The following is a 24,002-nucleotide window of genomic DNA, read 5'->3' on the forward strand; positions in this document are numbered from 1 at the left end:
AATAACAAGATACAGATATGAAAAAGATAATAACAACCGCAATGACAGTAGCCACACTGTTTATGGCTACAGGATGCAGCGACTCTCTGGATGTAACATCACCCAGTGTGGTTGATAAGGATTTTGTCTTCAGCGATGTGCAGTCTGCTCGTTCGGCTCTCTATTATGGTTATCAGACATTACAGAATGCGCGTAGTCTTCATTCTGTGGGATTCTACTGGTGTCCTGTATGGGGATCTGATATAGAAGATGCCCAGGATACCTACAGCGATGGCAGCGCAGGTTGTCAGGAGAAGACCTTTTATCCTGGTGGTACAGAGAATTATAATATCAACTCAGGAGAAGGCACTGAGGTATTTGGTCAGATGTATAATACCATCGCTGTGTGCAACTCATTGATTAATGCCTTCGAAGAGAAAAGTGATTTCCAACAGATCATGACAGGCGAGCCTAATGAGATGTCGGATATCTATGGACAGGCTGTTGCTTTGCGTGCTACCTGCTACTGGGAACTGTTCAAGTGGTATGGTGATGTGCCTCATGCACTGAAGACCGGCGAGAAGGCTGAAGGCCTGACCTCTCGTTTCGCCATTGCCGACTATCACATCCAGAAACTCCGCGAGGTGGAGCCTCACATGTTCCGTGTGGGGGAGAGCGGTCATCGTGCTGATGTCATGAACCGTACTTATGTGCAGGGACTGATAGGTCGTCTGTGTCTCTATAATGCTGGTTATACCACTCGTCGTACCGACCTTGGTGCCGATTTCTATGTGGATGGTGATGGCAACCAACTTACTTTCGACGACTGGAGTGTAGAGAAGAACAAGGCCATCTATGGTCGTCGTTCTGATTGGCGCAATATCTATCAGATTGCCAAGGAGTACTTGCAGGCAGCAGTACAGAACCATGGTTCGATTGAACTCCATCTCACTGACCCACGTACCAACGACGCTAATGGGCGTGAGTACGGCAACCCCTTCCAGTATTGTTTCCAGCAGATGCACTGTGGTGTTACCGATGGTCTGGCCGACGAGTCTGTCTATGAGATTCCTATGGAGTATAATAATGGCGCAGACCGTCCTGCCTATATCGGTCGCCCTTCGCGTGGTGGTAACGGCGATGCACCGTGTGTAGGCTGTGGTCAGGATCGTGTTCAGGCGTGGTTCTATTATGGTGCTTTCAATCCTCAGGATTTACGTCGCGATGCCTCTATTACCGTGACTGGTAGCGATGGTCAAGGACATGAGGATATCCAGTCGTTCAACCGTTCTAACTGGGGATGTGGCGCAGGTCCTGCAACAAACAAGTGGGACTGGAACCGACTGCCAGCACCTAATACCAACAGCTATGGTACATCAGGTATCAACGTTAGCTATATGCGCATCTCTGATATCTATCTGATGTTAGCTGAGGTTGAGGCTGCTTTGGGCGATGATGGTGCTGCCAAGAGTACACTGGCCATCGTTCATAATCGTAATTATGTTGGTGGCGTAGATTCGAACTTCGATCAGTTTATTGCTGACTGTGGTTCTGTATGGGATGCAGTTATCCAGGAGCGTGCCTTTGAGTTTGTTGGTGAGGGCGTTCGTCGTTTCGACTTGATTCGTACCGGTAAACTGCCACAGGCTGCTGTTGAGAACCGTAAGGAGATGACACGTATTATCGACGAGGTTGTAGCTAATGGCTATGCTAAGTTTGCTAATGGTAACGAGCTGCCAGCTTATATTTGGACTAAGATGGTAGATGCCCGTACACAATATGGTTATCGTCTGACAGGTCAGTGCCCTGTTGGCAAAGAGGATGATCCTGTGCTTTATCCGAGCTGGCGTGGACAGCATGACGACTGGGGCTCACTCTATCCAAAGGTGATGGGAGCTACAGCTACTAATGTGGCCATCAAGGGATTGTTCAAGCATATTGTACCTGGTAGTGCAGAGGCCATAGCACTTGAGGCTGATGGCTATGAACAGAAACCATGGGCTGTTGATATGGATAGTTATCGTGATTCTTATGCAACCAAGTTGTTGGCAGGCTATAGTGATGCTGATTATGCAGCTAAGAATCCCCCTATCTATCTGCTGCCGTTCACTTATAACACGTTGACAACCTCCAAGATAACCAATGGCTATGGCTTCCGTCAGGAACAGTAATGTAAGAGTTTAATATAGTTAGTTAAGAGTTAGTTTTAGTTTTCGTAAAGGGGGAATGCGTGAGTATTCCCCCCTTCTAAAAGAAAGAAGATGAAGAGTAGATTAGTATTACTCCTTTTGGGTATGTGCGTAGTCTGTGTGTCATGGGCAAAGGTTGATGGCTACGATTTTGTAGTCGCTGCCGATGGTAGTGGTGATTTTGTCACTGTCCAGGCTGCCATTAATGCTGTGCCGGATTATCGGAAAGCCGGTCCCACCCGGATACTCATCAAGAAAGGAGTCTATAAGGAAAAAATAGTCATAGCGGCAAGTAAGGAACGTGTGTGGATAACTGGCGAAGATGGCACTGTACTGACTTATGATGACTACGCCCAGAAACCGAACGTGTTCGGCGAGGAGAAAGGTACCAGTGGCTCAGGAAGTGTTTACATATTCGGTCCTGACTTCATGGCAGAGAATATCACGTTCGAGAATGCCTCTGGGCCGGTAGGACAGGCGGTTGCCTGTCATGTGGCTGGCGACAGGGCCGTATTCCGTCGCTGCCGTTTCTTGGGTTTTCAGGATACACTCTATACCTTTGGCGAGAATACCCGTGAGTATTTTGAGGATTGTTATATCGAGGGGACCGTTGATTTTATCTTCGGTAAGGCAACTGCTGTGTTTAATCGTTGTGAGATACGAAGCAAAACATCTGGTGGCTTCTTGACAGCTCCTGCCACACCGCAAAACTGCCAGTATGGTTATGTGTTCTATGATTGTAAGTTGACGGCAGATAACGGTGTTGAGGCTGGTAGCGTCTGGTTGTCGCGCCCTTGGCGTCCCTTTGGCAAGGTTGTGTTTATTCGTTGTGAAATGGGGCGCCATATCCGCCCAGAAGGTTGGAATAACTGGGGAAAGGCAGAGAATGAACGTACTGCTTATTACGCAGAATATCAGTGCTCTGGAAAAGGTGCTGATACCAGTCGACGTGCTGCCTGGGGGCATCTGCTGAGCGATATAACGGCCTATGAGATGACTCATGTGTTGAAGGGAACTGACGGATGGAATCCACTTCAACCAAAAGAAAAGTAGTGTTTTTCTTGAAATAATGGAAATAATTGTATATCTTTGCACCCGAATAAACTACTTGAAGATGAAAAAGTTACTGCTGATATTGTTGGCTCTTTACGGTATGCAGTTCACGGCTACGGCCCAGAAACGTGCCAAGTATGAGTTTATGCGCAATCTGCCTGTCTATGCCGACTCGCTGATTGCTCACTTCGACTATCCTCTGGCTTGGGAGAATAGTGGCATTAAGAAGTTCGCTAAATGGAAGAAGGTGGCCCGTCAGAAGGTATTCGACTGTATGTTGATGCCACCACCACCACCTGCTGATGGGTATCAGACGAAGGTTCTCTTTGAAGAACAACGCGATGGCTACAAGGCTCGTAAGTTAGAGGTCCGCCTGTCGCAGTACTATACCGTGCCTGCCTATGTACTCATCCCCGATGGTAAAGGCCCATTCCCAGCTGTCAACCTGCTGCACGACCATGGTGCTCATCTATATATAGGTAAGGAGAAGATGATCCGGCCTTTGGCTTGCGAAGAGGCTGCAGTTATCAAGGATGCAGAGGAGTGGCTGAAGGGTTACGAGGGGCAGTTCTTCGGCGATTATCTGGCTAAGAACGGCTATGTGGTCTTCTCGGCTGATGCACCGATGTGGGGTGAGCGTGGGCAGAAAGAGGGTGCTCAGCGTGATCGATATGATATGATAGCCGGCAACATGATGATGTATGGCATCGATCTCTCGGCCTGGATGACTTACGACGATATCGCTGGAACTGAAGTCCTGGCCCAGATGCCTGAGGTGGATGCCTCAAGGATTGGCTGTACAGGTTGGTCTATGGGGGCCTACCGTGCCTGGATGCTCGCTGCGCTCAGCGACCGCATCAAGGTAGGTGCCTCTGTCTGTTGGATGGTAACGGCTGATGAGCAGATGGGATTTAAGTACGATCGTACGGAGAATGGTGGCTTTGCCAACTGTTTCCCAGGGCTTCGTCGCTGGATGGACTATCCCCATGTGGCCAGTCTGGCTTGCCCTAAACCTATGCTCTTCATCAATGGTGCGCAGGATGTCCTCTTTCCTGTGCCTGGTGTCCAGAAGGCGTTTGCTACCATGCATGCAACATGGGAAAGTCAGGGCGCCGGTGATAAAATCGAAACCGAACTCTGGGATATGCCCCATAGCTGTTGGAAGAATTCCCAGCAGCGTGTACTCGATTTCTTCAAGAAACACTTATAAAATGAAAACTACTAAGATATGAAAAGAACGATTCTGATGGCAGTTGTCTGCCTACCTCTATGGGCTTCTGCACAGTATGTGTCAAAGGTGTGGAGCCCCGATCATAGCGATGGTACCTACACCAATCCCGTGATTAATGCCGACTATAGCGACCCCGATGTATGCGTGGGTGCCAGCGGTGAGGATTATTATATGACCGCTTCGTCGTTCCAATGTGTGCCAGGCCTGCCTATCCTGCATTCCAAGGATCTGGTAAACTGGGAAATCATCAACTATGCGCTGACCAATCTCTATGAGGGCGATGAGGCGTTGCTGCGTCATTTCAGCACTCCTCAACATGGTGCTGGCGTGTGGGCGCCCAGCATCCGTTATCATGCAGGTTGGTATTATATCTATTGGGGCGATCCCGATTTTGGTGTGTATATGGTTAAAACCCGGAATCCTGCTGGCAAATGGGAGGCGCCTGTCTGTGTCATCAAGGGTCAGGGCTATATTGATACCACGCCGCTTTGGGATGAGGATGGTCGTTGCTATCTGGTGAACGGATGGGCCAACAGCCGTTCTAAGTTTGCCTCAGTGCTGACGGTTCGTGAGATGTCGGCCGACGGTACACGTGCCATCGGCGAGCCTGTCATCGTGTTCGATGGCAACGGCACCGAGAACCGTACTTGTGAGGGCCCGAAATTCTATAAGCGTGATGGCTGGTATTGGATTATGTGTCCTGCTGGCGGTGTGCCTACAGGTTTCCAGTTAGCTATGCGTAGTCGTTCCCCCTACGGTCCCTACGAGCATAAGATTGTATTAGCACAGGGCAAGACTGATATCAACGGTCCTCATCAGGGTGGTTGGGTACATACCAAATACGGCGAGGACTGGTTCCTGCATTTCCAGGATAAGGAAGCCTATGGTCGTGTGGTTCACTTGAATCCCGTTGATTGGAGCACAGGTTGGCCCATCATGGGTAAAAAGGGCGAGCCTGTTACCACTTATAAAAAGCCCAAGAGCAGTTCAACGCAGGTGGTTAATCCAGTTGAAAGCGATGAATTTAATAGTAACAAGTTAGGCCTGCAATGGCAATGGCACGCCAACTACGACGAAAAATTCGGTATGCCCACCGCCTTTGGCACCTACCGTATCTATAATTATAAACTCTCTGATCACTTTGTCAACTTCTGGGAAGTGCCTAATCTGCTGCTCCAGAAGACGCCTGCCGATCAGTTTACAGCCATCACCAAGATACGTTTCACCTCGAAGGCTGATGGCCAGATGGGTGGCCTCATCATGATGGGTCTCGACTATTCGGCATTGGTGGTGAAACGCGTAGGTAAGCAGTTTCAACTGCTGCAGCTCACCTGTAAGGCTGCCGATAAAGGACAGCCGCAGACAGAGCAACTGATAGCAACTCTGAAGCCTACCGCTGAGGATAAGATCGATTACAAACCAGCTATTCACATGGATATCTATCTCCGTCTCAGTGTCGATAACTCCAAGCTCAACTTTGCCTATAGTTTGGATGGCAAGAAGTTCAAGCCCTGTGGTACTGAGTTCCAGATGCGTGAAGGCAAATGGATAGGCGCCAAGTTCGGCTATGTGTCGGTAGACCCTAATCCCAAATCCGACCGTGGCAATCTGGATGCCGATTGGATAAGAGTGACACCATAGTACATCAATTAGTATAAGGTAAGGGTCTGTATCGTGAGATGCAGGCCCTTTTCTGTTATGCAAACGTTTGCACCGATAAAATAACAATTTTAAACAAAAAAAAGGATAACGTAACGAAATCTGATTTATCTTTGCACCGATAAAACTGTAAATTCAAGCTTCCCAAAAGCTTAAAACGATATAACAATAACAAATTAACTCTAATTTAAATGTAATGATGAAGCAGGTAAACATTCAATTTCCGCTTAGGATGCTTGGCCTTATTTTGGGGCTTATCCTATCGGTCAGTGCCTTTGCTCAGATTGAAGTAAAAGGTCATGTGAAAGATTCTGCAGGCGAACCCATTATCGGCGCAACAGTACGTGTAGACGGCACTCAGGCTGCTACTGTTACTGATTTCGACGGTAACTTCGTGCTGAAGGCTAATCAAGGTGCAAACATTACCGTTAGCTACGTTGGTTTCCAGAGCCAGACGGTAAAGGCTGCACCCAGTGTTGTCGTAACATTGAAAGATGATTCTCAAGTACTTGAGAATGTCGTTGTAATCGGTTACGGTCGCGCTAAGAAAAACGACCTGACTGGATCGGTGACAGCTATTAAACCTGATGAACTCAGTAAGGGTATTACTAACAATGCTACTGATATGCTTGTAGGTAAGGTGGCTGGTGTTGATGTAATCACAAGTGGTGGTACGCCTGGTGCAGGAGCTCAGATTCGTATTCGTGGTGGTTCTTCGTTGAACGCTTCAAACGATCCTCTTTATGTAATCGATGGCTTGACAATTGATGGCAACACTGCTACTGGTATGTCGAATATCTTGGCGATGATCAATCCTAATGATATTGAAACATTCACCGTGTTGAAAGATGCTTCAGCTACTGCAATTTATGGTAGCCGCGCTTCTAATGGTGTTATCATTATCACTACAAAGAAAGGAAAAAAGGGAACAGCACCTCGTATTTCTTATAATGGTGACGTAACAATCTCAACTATTGCAAAGAAATATGATGCACTGAACGCTACTGAGTACAGAAATCTTGTGAACAGCATCGACGGTCTTGATGCTTCGAAGTTAGGTGACGCTGATACCAATTGGCAGGACCAGATTTTCCGTTCAGCCATCAGTACTAGCCATAATGTTTCTGTATCAGGTGGTATAGGAGGCGTTCCTTATCGAGTAAGTGCAGGATATAATTCAGCACAGGGTATCGTTAAGACTTCTTGGATGCGCCGAGCAAATGCTGGCTTGAACCTTGCTCCCAGTTTCTTTAATGATCATCTGAATTTGAATATTTCCGCCAAGTACATGTATGAGAAGAATCGTTATGCTGATGCTGGTGGCGCCATTGGAGCTGCTCTTTCTATCGATCCAACTCGTCCCGTTTATACTACTGATGATACTTCGAAGTTCTTTGGTGGTTACTATCAGCCATATGTAAATGCAACAGAAAATATTACGGATCCGAATTGGACTTATACTAATAATAGCAATGCTCCACAGAATCCACTTGCTCTCCTTGAACTGAAAGAGACATTGGCAAGTGCAAACGATTTTACAGGTAACTTTGAGGTGGACTATAAGATTCATGGTTTCGAGGATCTGCACATTCACGCAAGTTATGGTGGACAATATACAGAATCGAAACAGACCGACGAGATTTCTCCTTATTCGTTCTCAAACAACTATTTTGGTTGGAGTGGACTGACACGTTATTATAAGTATAGTATTACCGCTAATGCTTATGCTCAGTATCAGAAAGAAATAGGTGCTCATTACATTGACGTTATGGCTGGTGCTGAGGATAGTCATTACCACCGTCATGGATTCAATGAAGGACAAGGTACTGATCCATATACAGGTGAAGCACATAACCCAAGTATCCGTAGTGAACAGGAGTGGGCAACCCATAATTCTTTGGTTTCTTATTTCGGTCGTTTGAATTATACATTGCTTGACCGCTATATGTTGACTGCTACATTCCGTGCAGATGGTTCTTCAAAGTTCTCTGAGGAAAATCATTGGGGATATTTCCCTTCTGTGGCTCTTGCCTGGAAGATTAATGAGGAGGGCTTCATGAAGAATGTTAACTGGTGGAATGAGTTTAAACTCCGTTTGGGTTGGGGTAAGACTGGTCAACAGGATATTGGTAGCGATTTCGGATATGCTCCTCTATATGTTATCAGTAACTCATATGCGATGTATAGTTTCGGTGATAAGGATTACTATACAAAACGCCCTACAGCTTATAACCCAGACTTAAAGTGGGAAACCACAACAACTTGGAATGCCGGTTTAGATTTTGGTTGGCTTAATAACCGTATTACAGCAAGCTTGGATGGTTACTATCGTAAGACCACCGACCTTTTGAATACAGTTACAATTCCTGTTGGCACAAACTTCGGTTCTGTATTAACAAAGAATATTGGCTCTATGAAGAACTATGGTGTTGAGTTCTCTATCAATGCAAAGCCAATTGTTACTAAGGACTTTACATGGGATGTAAGCTATAACATTTCATGGAACCACAATGAGATTACTTCTCTGACAGAAGATGCTGATGATGATTATTACATCAAGGTAGGTTCTACCATCTCTCGTGGTAATGCTACATTAATTCAGGCAAATACCGTAGGTAAACCACGCAACTCGTTCTTCGTTTACCAGCAGGTTTATGATGAGGCTGGCAAGCCTATCGAAGGTATGTATGTAGATCGTAATGCCGACGGACAGATAAACGAAAGCGATAAGTACTATTATAAGAGTCCTGCTGCAGATGTTATAATGGGCTTCACAACCAAGTTCCTTTATAAGAACTTCGATTTGAGTGCTGCTTTCCATGCCTCATTTGGTAACTATGTATACTACAATTATTTGTCAGATAAGGGCTCAATCAGTGCTTCTGGCCTCTATTCTAATAGCGCATTTACAAATACATTCCCTGAGGCAGTACAATTGGGCTTTACCGGTGTTGGTACTGAGTATTATCTTTCAGATTATTATGTTCGCAACGCTTCTTATTTGAAGTGTTCAAACATTACACTTGGTTACACATTCCCCAATCTGCTAAAGAATCATCTTAACGGTCGTGTTTTTGCTACCGTTCAGAACCCATTCATTATTACTAAGTACAAGGGACTTGATCCTGAGGTTGCTGATGGTGTGGATAAGAACCCATATCCACGTCCACGTAGTTTCCAGGTTGGTTTGAGCTTGAACTTCTAAGAGAATGAATATAAATAACTAATAAAGAATAAAGATTATGAGACATATAATTTCAAAATCGGTTGTGGCAGGCTTGCTTGTTATTGGCATGACCTCTTGTGCCAACGACCTGAATATCTCATCTATCGATCCGCAGACTTCTACTTCTTATGAAGATATGGAGTTGTTGGCTAAGGTATATGGTACATTGGGTATGACAGGACAAAAGGGTCCTGCAGGTTCTGGTGATATCAGTAGTGATGAGGGTGAGTCTGGTTTTTATCGTACAACGTTTAACCTTGAAACATTGCCTACTGATGAGTGTAACTGGGCTTGGCAGACAGACCCAGATATTCCTCAAATAACGGGTATTAGGTGGAACGCGAATAGCGGTCGTACACAGTGGGCATACCAGCGCTTGGGCTTTAATGTACTGCTTTGTAACTTCTATTTGCAGAACACTTTAGATAAGGCTGAGCAGGCAGATTATAAGTATTATCGTGCTGAGGTCCGTTTCTTACGTGCTTTGTACTATTGGTACTTCCTCGATCTTTGGCATAAAGCTCCATTTAAGGACGAAAACAATTCTATGAATGATTTGCCAGTGGAGAAGGTTGGTAAGGATCTCTATGATTGGCTTGATACAGAACTTACTGCTATCGAGAGTGAGATGGCTCCTATGGGCCAGTTTAATTCTACCTCCGACTTTGGTCGTGCTGATGCAGGTGCAGCCTATATGCTCCATGCTCGTTTGGCCTTGAATGCTAAAGTTTATACTGATGGTGCAGTTACCGCTTATGACAAGGCTATCAGCTATTGCGATAAGATTATTGCTGGCCCATATGCGTTGAGTAGCACAGCCAAGGTACATCCAACAAATGGTTTGACTTATAGTGGATATGCCCAATTGTTTATGGCTGATAACGATCGTAATGCTGATGCAATGAAGGAAATCATATTCCCGATTCGTCAGGATGGCATAAAGACTCAGGGATATTCTTGCGCTAGTTATTTGGTATGTTCTACGCGTATAGCAGGAATGCCTTACGCTGCGACAAAGAACTGTTGGAGTTGTAATTATGCTCGTCCGAACCTTATTGAGAAATTCTTCCCCAATGATGACGTGCCAATGTATACAGATGATAAGGATGGTTCAAAGTTGAAGGCCTATAAGATTGAGCATAATATTGTTAACGATGAAGGAAAACCTCGTGAATTTAAAGAGGATGAGCTTATTGTTGCTGATAAGGAACTTGGAGGCTCTACAACAGAAATACTTTTAGCAGCCAATGATGACCGTGCTTTATTCTATGCAGGAGCTGGTGGCGGAGCCCGTAAACTGCGCACAGATAAGCTTAACAACTTCCTTGATGGAATCTCTATCGTGAAGTGGCAGAATATTTGTGTTGATGGCGGTACAAATAGTGATGCAGAGTTCTCAGACACAGATATTCCATTGTTCCGTTTGGCAGAAGCTTACATGACTCGTGCAGAGGCCAAATGGCGTAGTGGTGATGCCACTGGTATTAATGATGTAAATGTACTTCGTGCTCGTGCAAATGCCACACCATTAACACAGCTTACAGAACAGGATCTTATTGACGAGTGGTGTCGTGAATTCTATATGGAAGGACGCCGTCGTTCTGATTTGATTCGCTTTGATATGTTCACTGGCAAGAAGTACAACTGGGCCTGGAAGGGCGGCGTTGCTGACGGACAGGCTGTGGATGGTCATTTTAAGTATTATCCTATTCCAATGGATGATATTAATAATAATAAGAATATGACCCAGAATGCCGGTTATTAATTCAGACAGTATCGTAAAAATGAAAAGTGTTATGAACAAAAAAATATTCAATATAGGACGTTGGTTTTCTATTCTCGCTATTGTAGGACTCACTCTTACTGCCTGCGAGAAGGATGATAATAGCAATCCAACATTTAAGGCTACCAGTCCATCTTTTACACTCAATGTGCCTGCTAATGCACAGAATAACGTGTATGATTTGGTTTCGGCTAATAGCCTGGAATTGACTTGTACACAGCCAGACTATAATGGTGTACCTTACGTGGTGCAGTATCATGTACAAGTGGCTCTTTCAGAGAATTTCTCTGCCTTTAAGGAGTTAGAGACTTCGTATACAACAGCTAAGATGGCTGTAGATGCATACGAATTGAATACAGCAGTGATTGACTTGTTCCATGAGGTTGAAGGCGATATTGATTATCCTGATGAGCCTCGTCCTCTGTATATTCGTCTGCGTGCAAATGTTGTCAATATGGCAAATACAGTTCTTGACGAGTCATTCTCAAATAGTATTACTCTACCTAATGTGCTCGCAACCTTTAAGGCTCCTGAGTTGACATTCCCAACATCTTGTTACATTGTTGGTTCTTCAATTGGTAATGGTTCTTCTGACGATGGCGCTACAAAGCCGTACTGGGGATGGTGGAAGCCTATGGCTCCTGTTTATGGCGCCGAAGGCGAGTTCTACACCATTATTTATGTTCCTGATGGTGGTACGTTCAAGTGGGGTGAAGAGAAGAATGACTGGCGTGGTTTTGATCGCGTAGCAAAATTCGACGATCAGGCAAATGCTGGAGTACACGAGGCTGCAAGTGACGGTAATATCCAGTTCGATAATGGTGGTTGGTACACAATCCATGTTGAGACAGCTCTTGGTGCTACAGAAGTGGCTTGGACATTCCACGTCTATCCTGCTGCAGCTTATGTAATTGGTGCAGTTGAAGGTGCTAATTGGACAGATAGTGATGCTAACTGGCAGATGACTGCTCCTGAAGGTGACGGTACATGGGAGTCTCCTGAATTCGTTGGCGGAGGTGAGCTTCGTGCCTACATCAAGGTACCTGGACGCGACTGGTGGAAGACCGAGTTTACACTATATCAGGGTGAGTTGTACTTCCGTACTGTAAATATTCCAGCAAACTGGGCTGAGAATGTTGGTGAGGAATACTCTGTATCATGCTCTGCAGGCCAGAAACTCTATGTGAACTTTAGCACAAATACAGGTGAAGTAAAATAACTAATAAACGTATATGAATATGAAAAAGATATTTCAATATAGCTTTGCAGCATTGGCGGGTCTAGTACTCGCCAGCTGCAACGGCGATTACGAAGACTGGCTTAAGCCTCAGGGCTACGACCAGGAGAATCCTGCTGCTGCTTATGGCGTGACAGCTACACCTGGATCGATTACTATGCCAGTTAGTGATGACGATGTAACATTGTTTTCTTTCTCAGCAACCAGTGAGGAAGTTACAGGTTATGCGCTTCGTAATCTGACGGTAAGTGGATTCGATGTTGATTATAATGTTGTAGGTAACAATGTCGTTGTGTCTGCTAATGAGGTGGAAACCATTGCAATGAGCATTGCAGAATCACGTGCTAAGAAAACTCATACACTTGATGTAGATGTGGATTTTGGTGCCATCCTGAATAATGGTGATGCCGTGGCAGGAAAACTGACTGTTAATCCAACAATTACCACATCCCCAACACCAGCTATTGACGAGAAGGGATATTTCTTGTTGGGAAACTTTGCCGAAAATGGAAACGGTTGGGATTTGGCAGCTCCGGTATGGATGACAGATAATGGTGACGGCACTTATTCGGCTATCGTAAATACCACTGGTGAGGGCGATAACTGGTTCAAGTTCTATGAGGGCTCTCATTATAGCGCTGATAGCTGGGATGAGGTAAATGCCGGTCAGATGGGATGTTCAGAAAATGGTTGCCCTGATAAGTTCGGCTTCATTATATGGTCAGGTGATAAGACCAATGTAGAGACTCCAGTTATTCAGGGTAAGGGCCAGTTTAAGGTTACCATAGATATGGTTAATTTCACCTATAAGGTAGTCCGTCAGGCTGTCAATTACTACATTGTTGGTGGTCCTAATGACTGGGGAGAGTCTGCCAGAGAGAAGATGTTGAAGTTCAATCAGGCTGATATCGAGGTCCCTGTTTATACGATTGTATTCCCAGCAGCAGCTGAGGGCGATACATGGTTCGCTATTGGTGATGACAAGGCTTGCGATGCTATCGCAAACGATAATGACTGGACACAGCTTTTCGGTACAACCAGTGGTAACGGTGAGCAGGGCGAGAGCGGAACTTTGTCACGTCGTACAGGTCTTAATGATGATGGCTCGTTCAAGGTTCCTGCAGGAGCTAAGTTTATCAAGATAACACTTGATATGGATGCCATGACCTATCAGGTTAAGACACTTGACTTTGGTGAGTATATTTATGAAGCAGGTGTGAATAACAACTGGGGTGAGGTTGAACAGCCGCTTTACTGCTCAGACGGTCAGGGTACATATAAGGGATTCTTCTATGCTGAAGGTGCTGATTGGGCAGATGGAAAGGGCGCATTCAAGTTCCGTGGCGCAGCAGATAATTGGGATAACGGAAACTATGGTGCTGCCACTATGAGTGACGATGGCCTTACTGGTACACTGATTGATGATGGTGGATCTGGTAATATATTGGTTAAACCAGGATTCTATATGGCTACAGTTGATTTGGCAGCAATGTCTTATCAGATGACTCCAATTGCGGTTGGCATCATAGGACCTGCTCAGGCTGGTGGCTGGGATACTGATACCGACATGACATACAATCCCGAGACCCGTGCATGGGAGGCAACTATTGAGTTAGCTGCAGACGAATTCAAGTTCCGTGCAAATGATGGTTGGGATATCAATTGGGGTGGCTCTGCCGACAATCTGATTCAGGATGGTGGCAACCTTAAGATTGATGAGGCTGGTACATACTTCATCCAGTTCTTCCTAATTTGTGAGACTAAGTCATATTGCAGGATTACTAAAAAGTAGTTTATAGTCTTTGCTTCTTATAACAGGCGAGCCGTTTAACCATAACGGCTCGCTTGTCATAAATAGACAAAAATATTTGGAAGTAAAAAAATTAATGTCTATCTTTGCCAAAACAATTAGTTTTAATGCTTATGAATAGTATTAAGAAGATATTGAGAGGAATTCTATCACTAATACTGCTGCTGGTGGTAAATGCTGTTGGTTTTGCGCAGCCGAAGAAATATCTGGGGGGCGATGTGTCGTTGTTACCATCTTATGAACAGATGGGTACAGTCTATAGGGATTTTGATGGAAAGCCGGTGGAGCCATTAGCCTTCTTTAAAAGAATGGGATGGAATGCTATTCGAGTCCGTCTTTTTGTTAATCCTGAATTTGCGCCTCAAGAACATAAAGAAGAAGGCGTATGTCAAGATTTGAAATATGCATTAGAACTGAGTAGACGTGTAAAAGAGGCAGGATTCGATCTTCTTTTAGATATCCATTATAGTGATTACTGGGCCGATCCAAGTAAGCAGACGATACCTCATCTATGGAAAGATGCCAAACCAGAATCATTGGCGGATAGTGTGTATGCTTATACAACAAGAGTACTTGGCGCATTTAAAGCAAAAGGTGTAGTCCCGAATATGATACAGGTTGGCAATGAAATAACCTATGGAATGCTTTGGCCTGTCGGACGTATCCATCCGATGAAAGATGATAATTGGGACACATTGTGCCAACTGTTAAGCAAAGGTTGTAAAGCCTGCCGTGAGGTGTGTCCTGATGCCAAGATTGTAATCCATACAGAGCGGGCTGGAGAGTGGAATATGACAAAATCCTTTTATTCGCACTTGCAAAAGTATGGTATAGACTATGACATTATTGGATTAAGTTACTATCCTATGTGGCATAATACTATTAAAAATCTTGGTTTGACTCTTAAAAATTTAGAGACTACTTTCCCTGAAAAGGAAGTCATGATAGTAGAAACCGCTGCGTATTATTCTCATGAAAATGATAAGTGGGCTGCTGGACCTGATCAGTATGCTGAGTTCTATCCTATTTCACCTGATGGACAGGCATCTTTTGTGAGAGAGTTGATGAAGGAACTATCGGCCCATCGTAATGTTACTGGCGTCTTTTGGTGGTTCCCTGAAGAGAATGCGTGCGGAAATGATTTGTTGCCCTGCTGGATAAATCGTGGTCTGTTTGATAACCATACAGGCAAGGCTCTTCCTGCGTTAAAAGACTTTCGAAATAGTTAATCTCAGGCTCAGTCCTCCTACTGAAGGACTGCAGTCCTGATACGAAAGGACTCGAGTCTTCCTTAGGGAGGACTCGAGTCTCTGTTAATAAGGACTGGAGCGGGGATTAATCGTTCCAGTTCAGCTTCTCTATATACGCATCAAACTTTAGTTCTGGATGGCTGATGGCTTTAAGGGCAGCTTCAACTTGTTTGATATCGCTGGGCGAACAGAGTTGGGCACCCTTGCGACGTTCGAAGTAAGGATTGCGTCCAAACTTGCCCTGCAGTCGATACATAAACGTACTGTACTCATCGGGCAGCATCTTCTTCTGCATGTTCTTAAACCCTTTTCCATAAATCTGAGGCTTGTCATCGCGATAGTACTCGCACCCTTCGCCAGTTTGGATTAGTTGTGGATTCAGAATTGTTACTGCCGTCAGCTTGCTCGGCAAATTCTGCATAGCCAACTGTCGCAGACAGTGGTTGGCCATCTTGCAATCCGCATTACTGCAATGCAGATAGCAGCCAGGAACTTCATCGTAATTAATCTTGCTCATTTTTATCAGTTTTTCGTTAAACATCTCCACCTCTCACTTACATGCGCCAAAAGCCGCATCTGTGCAGAGGTTTCGGGCGTGTGAGAGGTTTGCTGAACCTCTCACTACACCTCTCACTCAACCTCTCACTTTTTCCGTCGTCAGGCAGCATCAACAGGCACCACATTGTAGTATTTTACATGTCCGCGCTCAGTATGCTCAAAGCCCAGGTCCTTCATGGCAAAGCCCAGATGAACCTTGGTGCTAATGGTCTTTTTGAGCGAAGGATACTCCTTGCTAATCAGCTCCAGCATCTGTGTGCAGTTCATCGCCTTTACCTTCTCGCCCTCGTTAGGTTTGCGGAAACAGGCCTCAACAATCTCGGCAATGTCTTTCTCATCGGTATAGTCCAGGTTCAACTGCTGGATACGCGCCACCTGTTCGTTGGTAAACCAGTAGGGCGCCTTCAGCTCGTTCACCTCGTACACAAGCTGGGCATATAGCTGTTCGTAATCAATCTCGCCTGTATTGTCGATATACTGCCCCTGAGGGATTTCAATGCAGATATATCGTCGACTACCCGTTACATCCGACAGCGGATGAGGATTGTTGGTAGTGGCTACAAACGATGCATAGCGGGGGCGATCCTGTTGCGAACTGCCATAGATGGTACGTCCGTTAACCTTGATTTTCGAGAGCGTCTGTTTCAAGGAAGCCTGCTGACTGGGGCGGATGGCATCCAGCTCATCGAGATTCACCAGCAGATTGTTGGTCAAGGCCATCTCCTTATCAAACTTGTTGCTCAGGTTCAGATGGTCGAGATAATACTCCTGCAGTTCGGGAGGTAGCAAGCGTGCTATGAAGGTAGATTTGCCACAGCCCTGTGCACCAATCAGCGTGGGCACAGTCTCGTTGGCATGCAGCTTATCCTTCTGCAACCAATGCGCCACAGCCGAGCGGAACCAGATGACTAAGAAGTCCAACTGTTCGCTGCTGATGCCAGGCAGACGGCTGAACAACCTGGCCAGATGATTCTTACCATCCCATTTGGGCAGACGTGTCAGAAACTCAAAGATTGGGTCATACACAGGAGTCGCATCCGAGTAGATCACCTCCTGAATGTCAGTCTTAGGACTGTTTTTGGTAATCTGCTCCTGTTTAGCTTTTCGAACGATACTGTTCAGCGCCTCAGGTGTTAGCGTTCGCCATACAGGCTGACTATCAGGAGGTTCTGCGCTAAGGGTTACATACTCTACCTTACCATTCAGCACATTGCGACGGAACTGGTAATTGTCACTAAGGAACTGCTCTACGGCGAGCGAGTTCTGCTGAGAGACTCCAAGAGACTCTCCGTTGATTGTTACTTTCTCCATAAATTAAAGAATTTAATTTTAAGTTTGTTGATTATGTGCACTTTTCATACTCGCGTATGTCTTTGTGTACGGTTTTTGCTATTGCGCTGGCAAAGGTACAAAAATTAGAAAGCGGTTTCAAGTCTTTCCTGTTAAATTCTTGTTAAATTCTACAAATGTTAAAATCGAGTGAGAGGTTGAGTGAGAGGTTGGGTGAGAGGTTAGCTCAACCTCTCATGCCTCAAAGTGCCTGTATTTATGCGGCTTTCGGCGTATTTGAGTGAGAGGTTGCGTGCAACCGATTGCATTAGATAACTTGCATAAAAAGAACAGCTTGGAGAACAACCATGCGGCTTTTTTTATATATTTGCAGCAGATTCAGTAATACAGATAACTAAAAGGCATATGAGAAGATTTTACTCCGTTTTGATACTTTGTTTGGTGACCATCGCTTCGATGGCACAGGGATGGCCCGAAAACTACAAGGGTGTGATGCTGCAAGGGTTCTCATGGGATTCGTTTGTTGATACCCAGTGGACGAATCTGGAGAAGCAGGCCGACGAGCTATCAGGCTATTTTGATCTGATATGGGTGCCACAGAGCGGTAACTGTAATTCGTCGTATAACCAGATGGGCTATACACCGGTTTACTATTTTAATCAGAATAGTTCGTTCGGAACCGAAGAACAGTTGCGTCATATGATTCAGACTTTCAAAGAGAAAAAGGTTGGAATCATTGCTGATGTGGTGATTAATCACCGTAATAATCTGGGTGTTAATGGCTCGTGGGTAGACTATCCTGCTGAGGAGTATAATGGTGTAACTTATCAGATGCTATCGACAGATATCTGTGGGAACGATGATAGTGGTAAGACCAAAACGTGGGCTAATAATAATGGCTTTACGTTGGGTAATAATGAGAACACTGATGACTGGCCAGGATGTCGCGATCTGGATCATAGCAGTGCCAATGTCCAGACAATCATCAAGGTTTATCTGAAATATCTGCTGAACGATTTAGGCTATGCAGGTTTCCGCTATGATATGACCAAGGGATTCAGTCGTGGTTATCTGGCAGAATATAACTACGATGCTCAGCCTACCTATTCGGTAGGTGAGTATTGGGATGGCAACAAGAGTACCTTGAAGAGCGTTATCAATCAGCAGAAGAAGGACGGTGTGGTACAGAGTGGTACATTCGACTTCGCTTTCCGTTATTCGGCTCGCGATGCTTGTAATGGCAATAACTGGAGTAAGCTGGCCAATGGTGGCTTGGCTACAGAGACTGGCTATTCGCGCTATGCGGTGACCTTTGTTGAGAATCACGATATGCAGGACCGTGGTAACGTAACCGGTTACACAAAGGATCCTATCACAAAGAATATTGAGGCTGCCAATGCCTGGTTAATGGCTATGCCTGGAACACCTTGCGTATTCCTGTTACACTGGAAGAGCTACAAAAACGAAATCAAGCAGATGATTAAAGCACGTAAGGCTGCTGGTATAAGCAACCAGAGCGCATGGGAACAGAAAAGTAGCTCAACGACCGCCTATAAACTGGTAACTACGGGCGACAATGGTAAACTGTATGCAGCGTTTGGTTCTGGGGCTGCTAATCTGACCGATGCCGATTATGTGAAAGTGCTGAGTGGCACCAACTATGCTTACTATCTGAGTAAGACTGTTGAAACCCCGTGGGTCAGCCTGGCCGAGGGAACTTATACGAAGGCTACAGAAGCTACATTGACTGCTGTCTCGGAGAGCACTGGCGCCCAGTTGGTATATACACTCGATGGTACAGATCCTACAGCCAGTAGCACAAAGGTTAACAGTGGTGCAACCATCACCATATCAGAGACCTGTACGTTGAAGGTAGGTTTGCTGGTAGATGGCGCCGTTAAGAGAATCATTACGCGCCAATATGCTATTAAGCCATTTGTTGCCCATAAGGCTACTATCTATCTGAAAGATCCGGGTTGGAGTACCGATGTCTATATGTACAGTTGGGCTAACGATGGCAATAACACCCAGTTGTTGGGTAGTTGGCCTGGTTCGGTTATTACCGATACAAAGATGATTGATGGTGTGAAGTGGTACTACCATGAGTTTGATGTAAACACCGAAGGTTATTCATTTAACGTCATCTTTGATCAAGGTAACGGTAAGACCCAGTCCGTTGATATAGGTCCACTGAGTGAGGATACATATTATGAGATAGGCGATATCGTTAATGGTAAGTTTACCGTCAATGATGTGACGCAGACTGTTACTGGCATCCTTCCTGTAAAAGAAGTGATTGACTTGAATACGCCTGTAAAGGTCTATACCCTCGATGGCCGACTGGTGAAGACGGCGCCTAAGGGCAGTGATGCCCTCAGCGGACTGGCCAAGGGCATCTATATCGTAAACAAAAAGAAGTTCGTTTTGAGATAAATAATTGGTTCGTAGTTAGTGATTAAGTAGAGCGCGGATAGCGAACCAGCAATGCAGTGCGAAGGTTTGCACGCGCCCGTAATGATGCTCCATCACCCTGTATCGCTCCCAGAGCGATTCGCGGTGGTGGAGTGTTGTTTGTCCCTCTTCGTTATAGTTGGCTACTACCATGTGCAGATTCAACAGAGGCACCTGCTCTTTGTCGGCGGCCTTCATCACACGGATGCACCAGTCGACATCGGCAGAATAGCGGTACTGCATATTGTAAGGTGTAGCGATGGCAAAGTCGGTACGTGCATAGAACGCCTGATGGCACACCAACATACCTTGACGGAACGATTTCCAGGTGAGGCGCTCGGGTGGTGCCAGTCGACGATGGCGCAGGAAGTGCCCTTCACCGTCAACGATGTCGGTATCGCCGTAGAGAACGGCTGGCAGTTGTGATGGTTCTTGGGTGTTGGCGACAGCCTGTGCTATGCGGCTGGCAGTATCGGACGAGGGTAGGAAATCGCCAGCGTTCAGGAAACAGAGATAATCACCATCGGCAGAACGTAATCCCTTGTTCATGGCATCATAGATACCTTTGTCGGGCTCTGAACTTACTTGTACCTGATGTCCGTTCTCTGCAGCGTTAGAGCGGGCAATATACTCATCAACCAGCTTCAGTGTGTTGTCGGTCGATGCGCCATCAATAATCAGATGCACAATATGAGGATAATCCTGCTTGAGCACGCTGTCGAGGGTGCGCTGCAGCACGTTGGCTGCATTATATGTAATAGTAATATAGGTGATTCTGATCATATCCGATAGTGTTTGAAGGCCAACGCCTGATTATACACTTCGATGTATCTGGAGGCTACACTGCGCTGTGAATAGCACGTGTTGACCTTGTGCAGGGCCTGTGCCGACAACTCCTGATAGTTCTCATTGTTGAGCACCCATCCCATGCCGGCAGCCAGATCGTCGGCATCGCGGAATCGGGCTACATAACCGTTCTGCTGGTGGTCGATCATCTCGGGGATGCCACCTACCTTGAAACCTACACAAGGCACTCCGCAGGCCATCGCCTCCATCAGTGTGTTGGGCAGGTTGTCCTCGAGTGATGGGAGTACAAATACATCGGCAGCATTATAGATAGCTACAATGCGTTTCTCGTCGTTCACATACCCCAGTGGGATAGCAGGCAGCGCCAGTTGTGAAGCCACATCCTCAGAGTGTCCACCGAGGATGGCCACGGCAGCATTCAGGTTAGGACATGTCTCTACGAGCTGCTTAGTGGCTGCGGTAAAGTAAGCCATACCCTTACGGTCGTCGGTCACTCGCTGCGATACAAACAGGATGATCTGTTTGTCGGTGGGCAGACTTAAACGTTGGCGTGCCTCCTGTTTGTTTTGCGGATGATAGATGTGCGTATCGATGGGGTTTGGGATGCTACAGATATGCTGGTCTTTCAATAGGGCGCTCTTCTTGGCTTCGCCCTCCAGCCACTTGCTACAGGCCACAAACGAGATGTTATGCTCGCTGAGCATGCGCTGCTTCTGGTTCCAGATGCTGGTAGAGAGGTCGTCCTGCGATCCACCACCGGGTAACAGCTGGCACTGGTGACAGCCCGACTTGAAGTAACCACAGCCTCGGGTATAATGACAGATGGCTGTGGCAGGCCAGATGTCGTGCATGGTCCAGACAACCGCCTTATCGCTACGCAGGATCTTGTTGATATTGTCCAGCGAGAGCATGCCTTGGTTGATCCAGTGCAGGTGGATGATGTCGGCCTCCTGAAACTCACGGAGGTTGGTGATGTCTGTGCCTGCATTGGCAATATCTATTTCAAATAAGTGCTGTCTCGAGAAGTGCAGTCGGCAGAAAACAACCAGACGCTCCCATAGGAAGTGCCAACGCTTCATGGGGGATTTGGGCAATTCGGCTACGGTCAACGTGTCGGTCTCCTTGTCGCGTACCAGCATTTTGGCTTTTACGCCGTAGTTATTCAGAGCCTTCATCAGGCGATTGGCTGCGACGGCAGCACCGCCTGTTCGCTCGCTTGTATTAACTATTAATATTTTCATCTTTTGTAATTATTGCTGCAAAGATACGAATAAGTGAGAAGAAATCCAAATATAATTTGAGATTTCTCGAACGTGAGTATCTTCGAGCGTAGCTCAGAGAAATGAATAAGTGAGAAGAAATCCAAATATAATTTGAGATTTCTCGAACGAGAGTATCATTATTCGAGTTTTTGTTAAAACGACGTAAAAATAAGTAAATAAGTGTTGTTTGCGCACACAATTGTTTGATGTAGGTCAATAATAATGTTAAAATATACACTTATTCTGCTGAAAAATTTGCAGGATTCGAAAAAACGTCGTACCTTTGCACCCGTCAAAAGGTTAATAGATTAGATTGTTTTAGGTTAGTAGTAATATTTATAGTTTTAGGTTTTTAGTTATTGGTAAAAGAAAGTTTTCAACAGTGGGATAACTGGAGGTCGCTGTGAAGCTCCCTTTTAAACTTTCAAATTTTTGGCCCTTGTGGGCTGAAAATTTCTTTTTGTAGAAAAAGGATTTTTAGTTAAACATAGGCTTTTGTGATGCCACAGCTCGTGAGGGTTGTGGCATCACTCTGTTTTATGCCTCTTTTTCTATCAGCACCACGGCGTAGGCAGAGATACCCTCTTCACGACCGGTGAAGCCGAGTTTCTCGGTTGTGGTGGCTTTGATGGAGATGTCGTCTTCGTCGCAGCCGATGACCTTGGCCATACAGGCTTTCATCTTAGGGATATGCGGGTTCATCTTGGGGCGCTCAGCACAGATGGTGGCATCGATGTTCACTAACTTGTAGCCCTTAGTGGCTATCAGCTCGATGGTCTTTTTCAGGATAACCTTACTGTCCATGCCATCGGTAAACTCGGCAGTGTCGGGGAAATGATAACCAATGTCGCGCATGTTAGCGGCACCCAACAGGGCATCGCAGATGGCGTGCAACAGCACGTCGGCATCGCTGTGTCCCAACAATCCTTTGCTATGTTCTATCTTAATGCCGCCCATCCACAGGTCGCGGCCTTCAACTAACTGATGGACATCATAGCCCATTCCAACTCTAATCTTCATATACTATTTACTTTTTAAACAGATCCTTGATACCATCCATGTCGAATGTCAGTGAGAATCGCAGTGTCTGGTCGAGTGGGTTGCTGCGGGCGGTGGCAATCACATAGCCCACATCGAGTGAGAACACATTCATCTTGAAACCACCACCTACGGTGAAATACTTCAGGTTACCCTTCGACTCGTCCTGATGATGGTAGCCGGCACGTAACGAGAACTGGTCGTGGTACACGTACTCGGCACCGACACTCCATTGTATCTCTTTCATCTCCTCGCTGAATCCGCCAGGTGCGTCGCTGAAACTCTTGAATATACCGCTGATGGCACTGATATCGCTATATTCATGGCGCACACGGTCCTGATAACTGCTGTTCGACTCATTCTCTTCCTGACGGGGAACGGTGGGAACCAGTAGCTTGTTGGCGTCGGCCGAGATAGAGAAACGGTTGTATTCATCGATAGGTACCATCAACGAGGCACCCAAACGCAGGTTGGCAGGCAGGAACTGACTTTCGTCATCGCCATAATAACTGATCTTGCTGCCGATGTTCGACAGATTCAGTCCGATACCTAATTGGCATTCCCGGCTGCCTAACATCACATAGTTATTATAATACATGGCCAGATCGGCGGCAAAGGCCGAGGCAGGCTTTGAGTCTTCGCTATAGTCGTAACGCAGGTCGCTGTATATCCAACGGATGCCTGCTGCCAACGAGAACTTCTCGCTCAGCATCATCGAGTAAGCTACATCGAGCGACATCTCGTAGGGCTTCACTGTCATACCATCGCTGGCAAACACCTCACCTAAAGAGAAATAGCGTAACGAACCGCTGATGGCCGAATAGTCGCCGATGCGATAGTAACCAGCCAGATAGGCTAAGTCGATATCGTTCACCAGCTGGCGCAGCCAGGGGGTGTAGTTCAGGGCGATGCCGGCCCGGCTGATGCAGAACGGATATTTGGCTGGGTTCCAGTACTGTGAGTTCACGTCAGGGTCGGTAGCTACACCTACGTCTCCCATACCGGCTCCACGAGCGTCGGGGGCTATCGTCTGTGATATCACCGCATGCTCCACGGGATTGAACATCACATTCTTCTCGTCCTGAGCTGTAGCTGTGAATACTGAACAGTGAATGGTGAACAGTGTTACCATCATCCATCTCAGTAAATGCCCTGTATCTTTATATGTATTCATATCTC

Annotated in this window: 15 protein-coding genes and 1 pseudogene; 10 read left to right on the forward strand and 6 right to left on the reverse strand. The window is 46.0% G+C overall.

What is annotated here, in order from left to right:
- The first annotated feature begins 17 nt into the window (after positions 1-17).
- The 9 genes and pseudogenes from T491_RS0105065 to T491_RS0105110 all read left to right on the forward strand — a co-directional run bounded on the left by T491_RS0105065 (position 18) and on the right by T491_RS0105110 (position 15,396).
- Complete coding sequence (locus T491_RS0105065; RefSeq protein ID WP_028902925.1) at positions 18-2,150, forward strand: RagB/SusD family nutrient uptake outer membrane protein; 2,133 nt, start codon at positions 18-20, stop codon at positions 2,148-2,150.
- 162 nt (positions 2,151-2,312) lie between these two features.
- Positions 2,313-3,221, forward strand: a pseudogene (locus T491_RS15730) (pectinesterase family protein); the annotation flags it as partial.
- Between the two features lie 61 nt (positions 3,222-3,282).
- Positions 3,283-4,431, forward strand: coding sequence for a S9 family peptidase (locus tag T491_RS0105075; RefSeq protein WP_028902926.1), 1,149 nt, complete (start codon positions 3,283-3,285; stop codon positions 4,429-4,431).
- Positions 4,432-4,449: 18 nt separating this feature from the next.
- Positions 4,450-6,093: a glycoside hydrolase 43 family protein gene (locus T491_RS0105080; protein WP_028902927.1), complete on the forward strand. Its 1,644-nt coding sequence runs from the start codon at positions 4,450-4,452 to the stop codon at positions 6,091-6,093.
- A 217-nt stretch (positions 6,094-6,310) separates the two neighbouring features.
- Complete coding sequence (locus T491_RS0105085) at positions 6,311-9,316, forward strand: TonB-dependent receptor (protein ID WP_028902928.1); 3,006 nt, start codon at positions 6,311-6,313, stop codon at positions 9,314-9,316.
- A 37-nt stretch (positions 9,317-9,353) separates the two neighbouring features.
- The gene (gene susD, locus T491_RS0105090) at positions 9,354-11,102 is read left to right on the forward strand and encodes a starch-binding outer membrane lipoprotein SusD (RefSeq protein ID WP_028902929.1); all 1,749 of its coding nucleotides are present in this window, start codon (positions 9,354-9,356) and stop codon (positions 11,100-11,102) included.
- A gap of 31 nt (positions 11,103-11,133) precedes the next feature.
- Positions 11,134-12,339, forward strand: coding sequence for a SusF/SusE family outer membrane protein (locus tag T491_RS0105095; protein WP_051522984.1), 1,206 nt, complete (start codon positions 11,134-11,136; stop codon positions 12,337-12,339).
- Between the two features lie 19 nt (positions 12,340-12,358).
- Positions 12,359-14,149, forward strand: a complete 1,791-nt coding sequence (locus T491_RS16950) for a DUF5115 domain-containing protein (protein WP_197018800.1) — start codon at positions 12,359-12,361, stop codon at positions 14,147-14,149.
- 131 nt (positions 14,150-14,280) lie between these two features.
- The gene (locus T491_RS0105110) at positions 14,281-15,396 is read left to right on the forward strand and encodes a glycosyl hydrolase 53 family protein (RefSeq protein WP_036915353.1); all 1,116 of its coding nucleotides are present in this window, start codon (positions 14,281-14,283) and stop codon (positions 15,394-15,396) included.
- A 106-nt stretch (positions 15,397-15,502) separates the two neighbouring features.
- Here T491_RS0105110 and T491_RS15745 read toward each other — a convergent pair whose 3' ends face one another.
- Together T491_RS15745 and T491_RS0105120 are read right to left on the reverse strand one after the other, a co-directional pair.
- Positions 15,503-15,934, reverse strand: coding sequence for a DUF6078 family protein (locus T491_RS15745; RefSeq protein ID WP_155950042.1), 432 nt, complete (start codon positions 15,932-15,934; stop codon positions 15,503-15,505).
- Positions 15,935-16,074: 140 nt separating this feature from the next.
- Complete coding sequence (locus T491_RS0105120) at positions 16,075-17,286, reverse strand: VapE domain-containing protein (RefSeq protein ID WP_028902932.1); 1,212 nt, start codon at positions 17,284-17,286, stop codon at positions 16,075-16,077.
- A gap of 384 nt (positions 17,287-17,670) precedes the next feature.
- On the opposite strand from T491_RS0105120, the gene T491_RS0105125 reads away from it, so the two are divergent.
- The gene (locus T491_RS0105125) at positions 17,671-19,698 is read left to right on the forward strand and encodes an alpha-amylase family glycosyl hydrolase (RefSeq protein WP_028902933.1); all 2,028 of its coding nucleotides are present in this window, start codon (positions 17,671-17,673) and stop codon (positions 19,696-19,698) included.
- A gap of 15 nt (positions 19,699-19,713) precedes the next feature.
- Here T491_RS0105125 and T491_RS0105130 read toward each other — a convergent pair whose 3' ends face one another.
- The 4 genes from T491_RS0105130 to porV all read right to left on the reverse strand — a co-directional run bounded on the left by T491_RS0105130 (position 19,714) and on the right by porV (position 23,958).
- Positions 19,714-20,499, reverse strand: coding sequence for a glycosyltransferase family 2 protein (locus T491_RS0105130; protein ID WP_028902934.1), 786 nt, complete (start codon positions 20,497-20,499; stop codon positions 19,714-19,716).
- The gene (locus T491_RS0105135) at positions 20,496-21,764 is read right to left on the reverse strand and encodes a glycosyltransferase family 4 protein (RefSeq protein ID WP_028902935.1); all 1,269 of its coding nucleotides are present in this window, start codon (positions 21,762-21,764) and stop codon (positions 20,496-20,498) included. Before T491_RS0105135 ends, T491_RS0105130 begins: the two co-directional genes overlap by 4 nt.
- Positions 21,765-22,322: 558 nt before the next feature.
- Positions 22,323-22,805, reverse strand: coding sequence for a 2-C-methyl-D-erythritol 2,4-cyclodiphosphate synthase (ispF, locus tag T491_RS0105140; RefSeq protein WP_028902936.1), 483 nt, complete (start codon positions 22,803-22,805; stop codon positions 22,323-22,325).
- A gap of 7 nt (positions 22,806-22,812) precedes the next feature.
- Positions 22,813-23,958 (reverse strand): type IX secretion system outer membrane channel protein PorV, encoded by a 1,146-nt coding sequence (porV, locus tag T491_RS0105145; protein WP_155950044.1) that lies wholly within the window; start codon positions 23,956-23,958, stop codon positions 22,813-22,815.
- Between the last annotated feature and the right edge of the window lie 44 nt (positions 23,959-24,002).

This window comes from Prevotella sp. P6B4, assembly GCF_000619985.1.
Taxonomy (GTDB): domain Bacteria; phylum Bacteroidota; class Bacteroidia; order Bacteroidales; family Bacteroidaceae; genus Prevotella.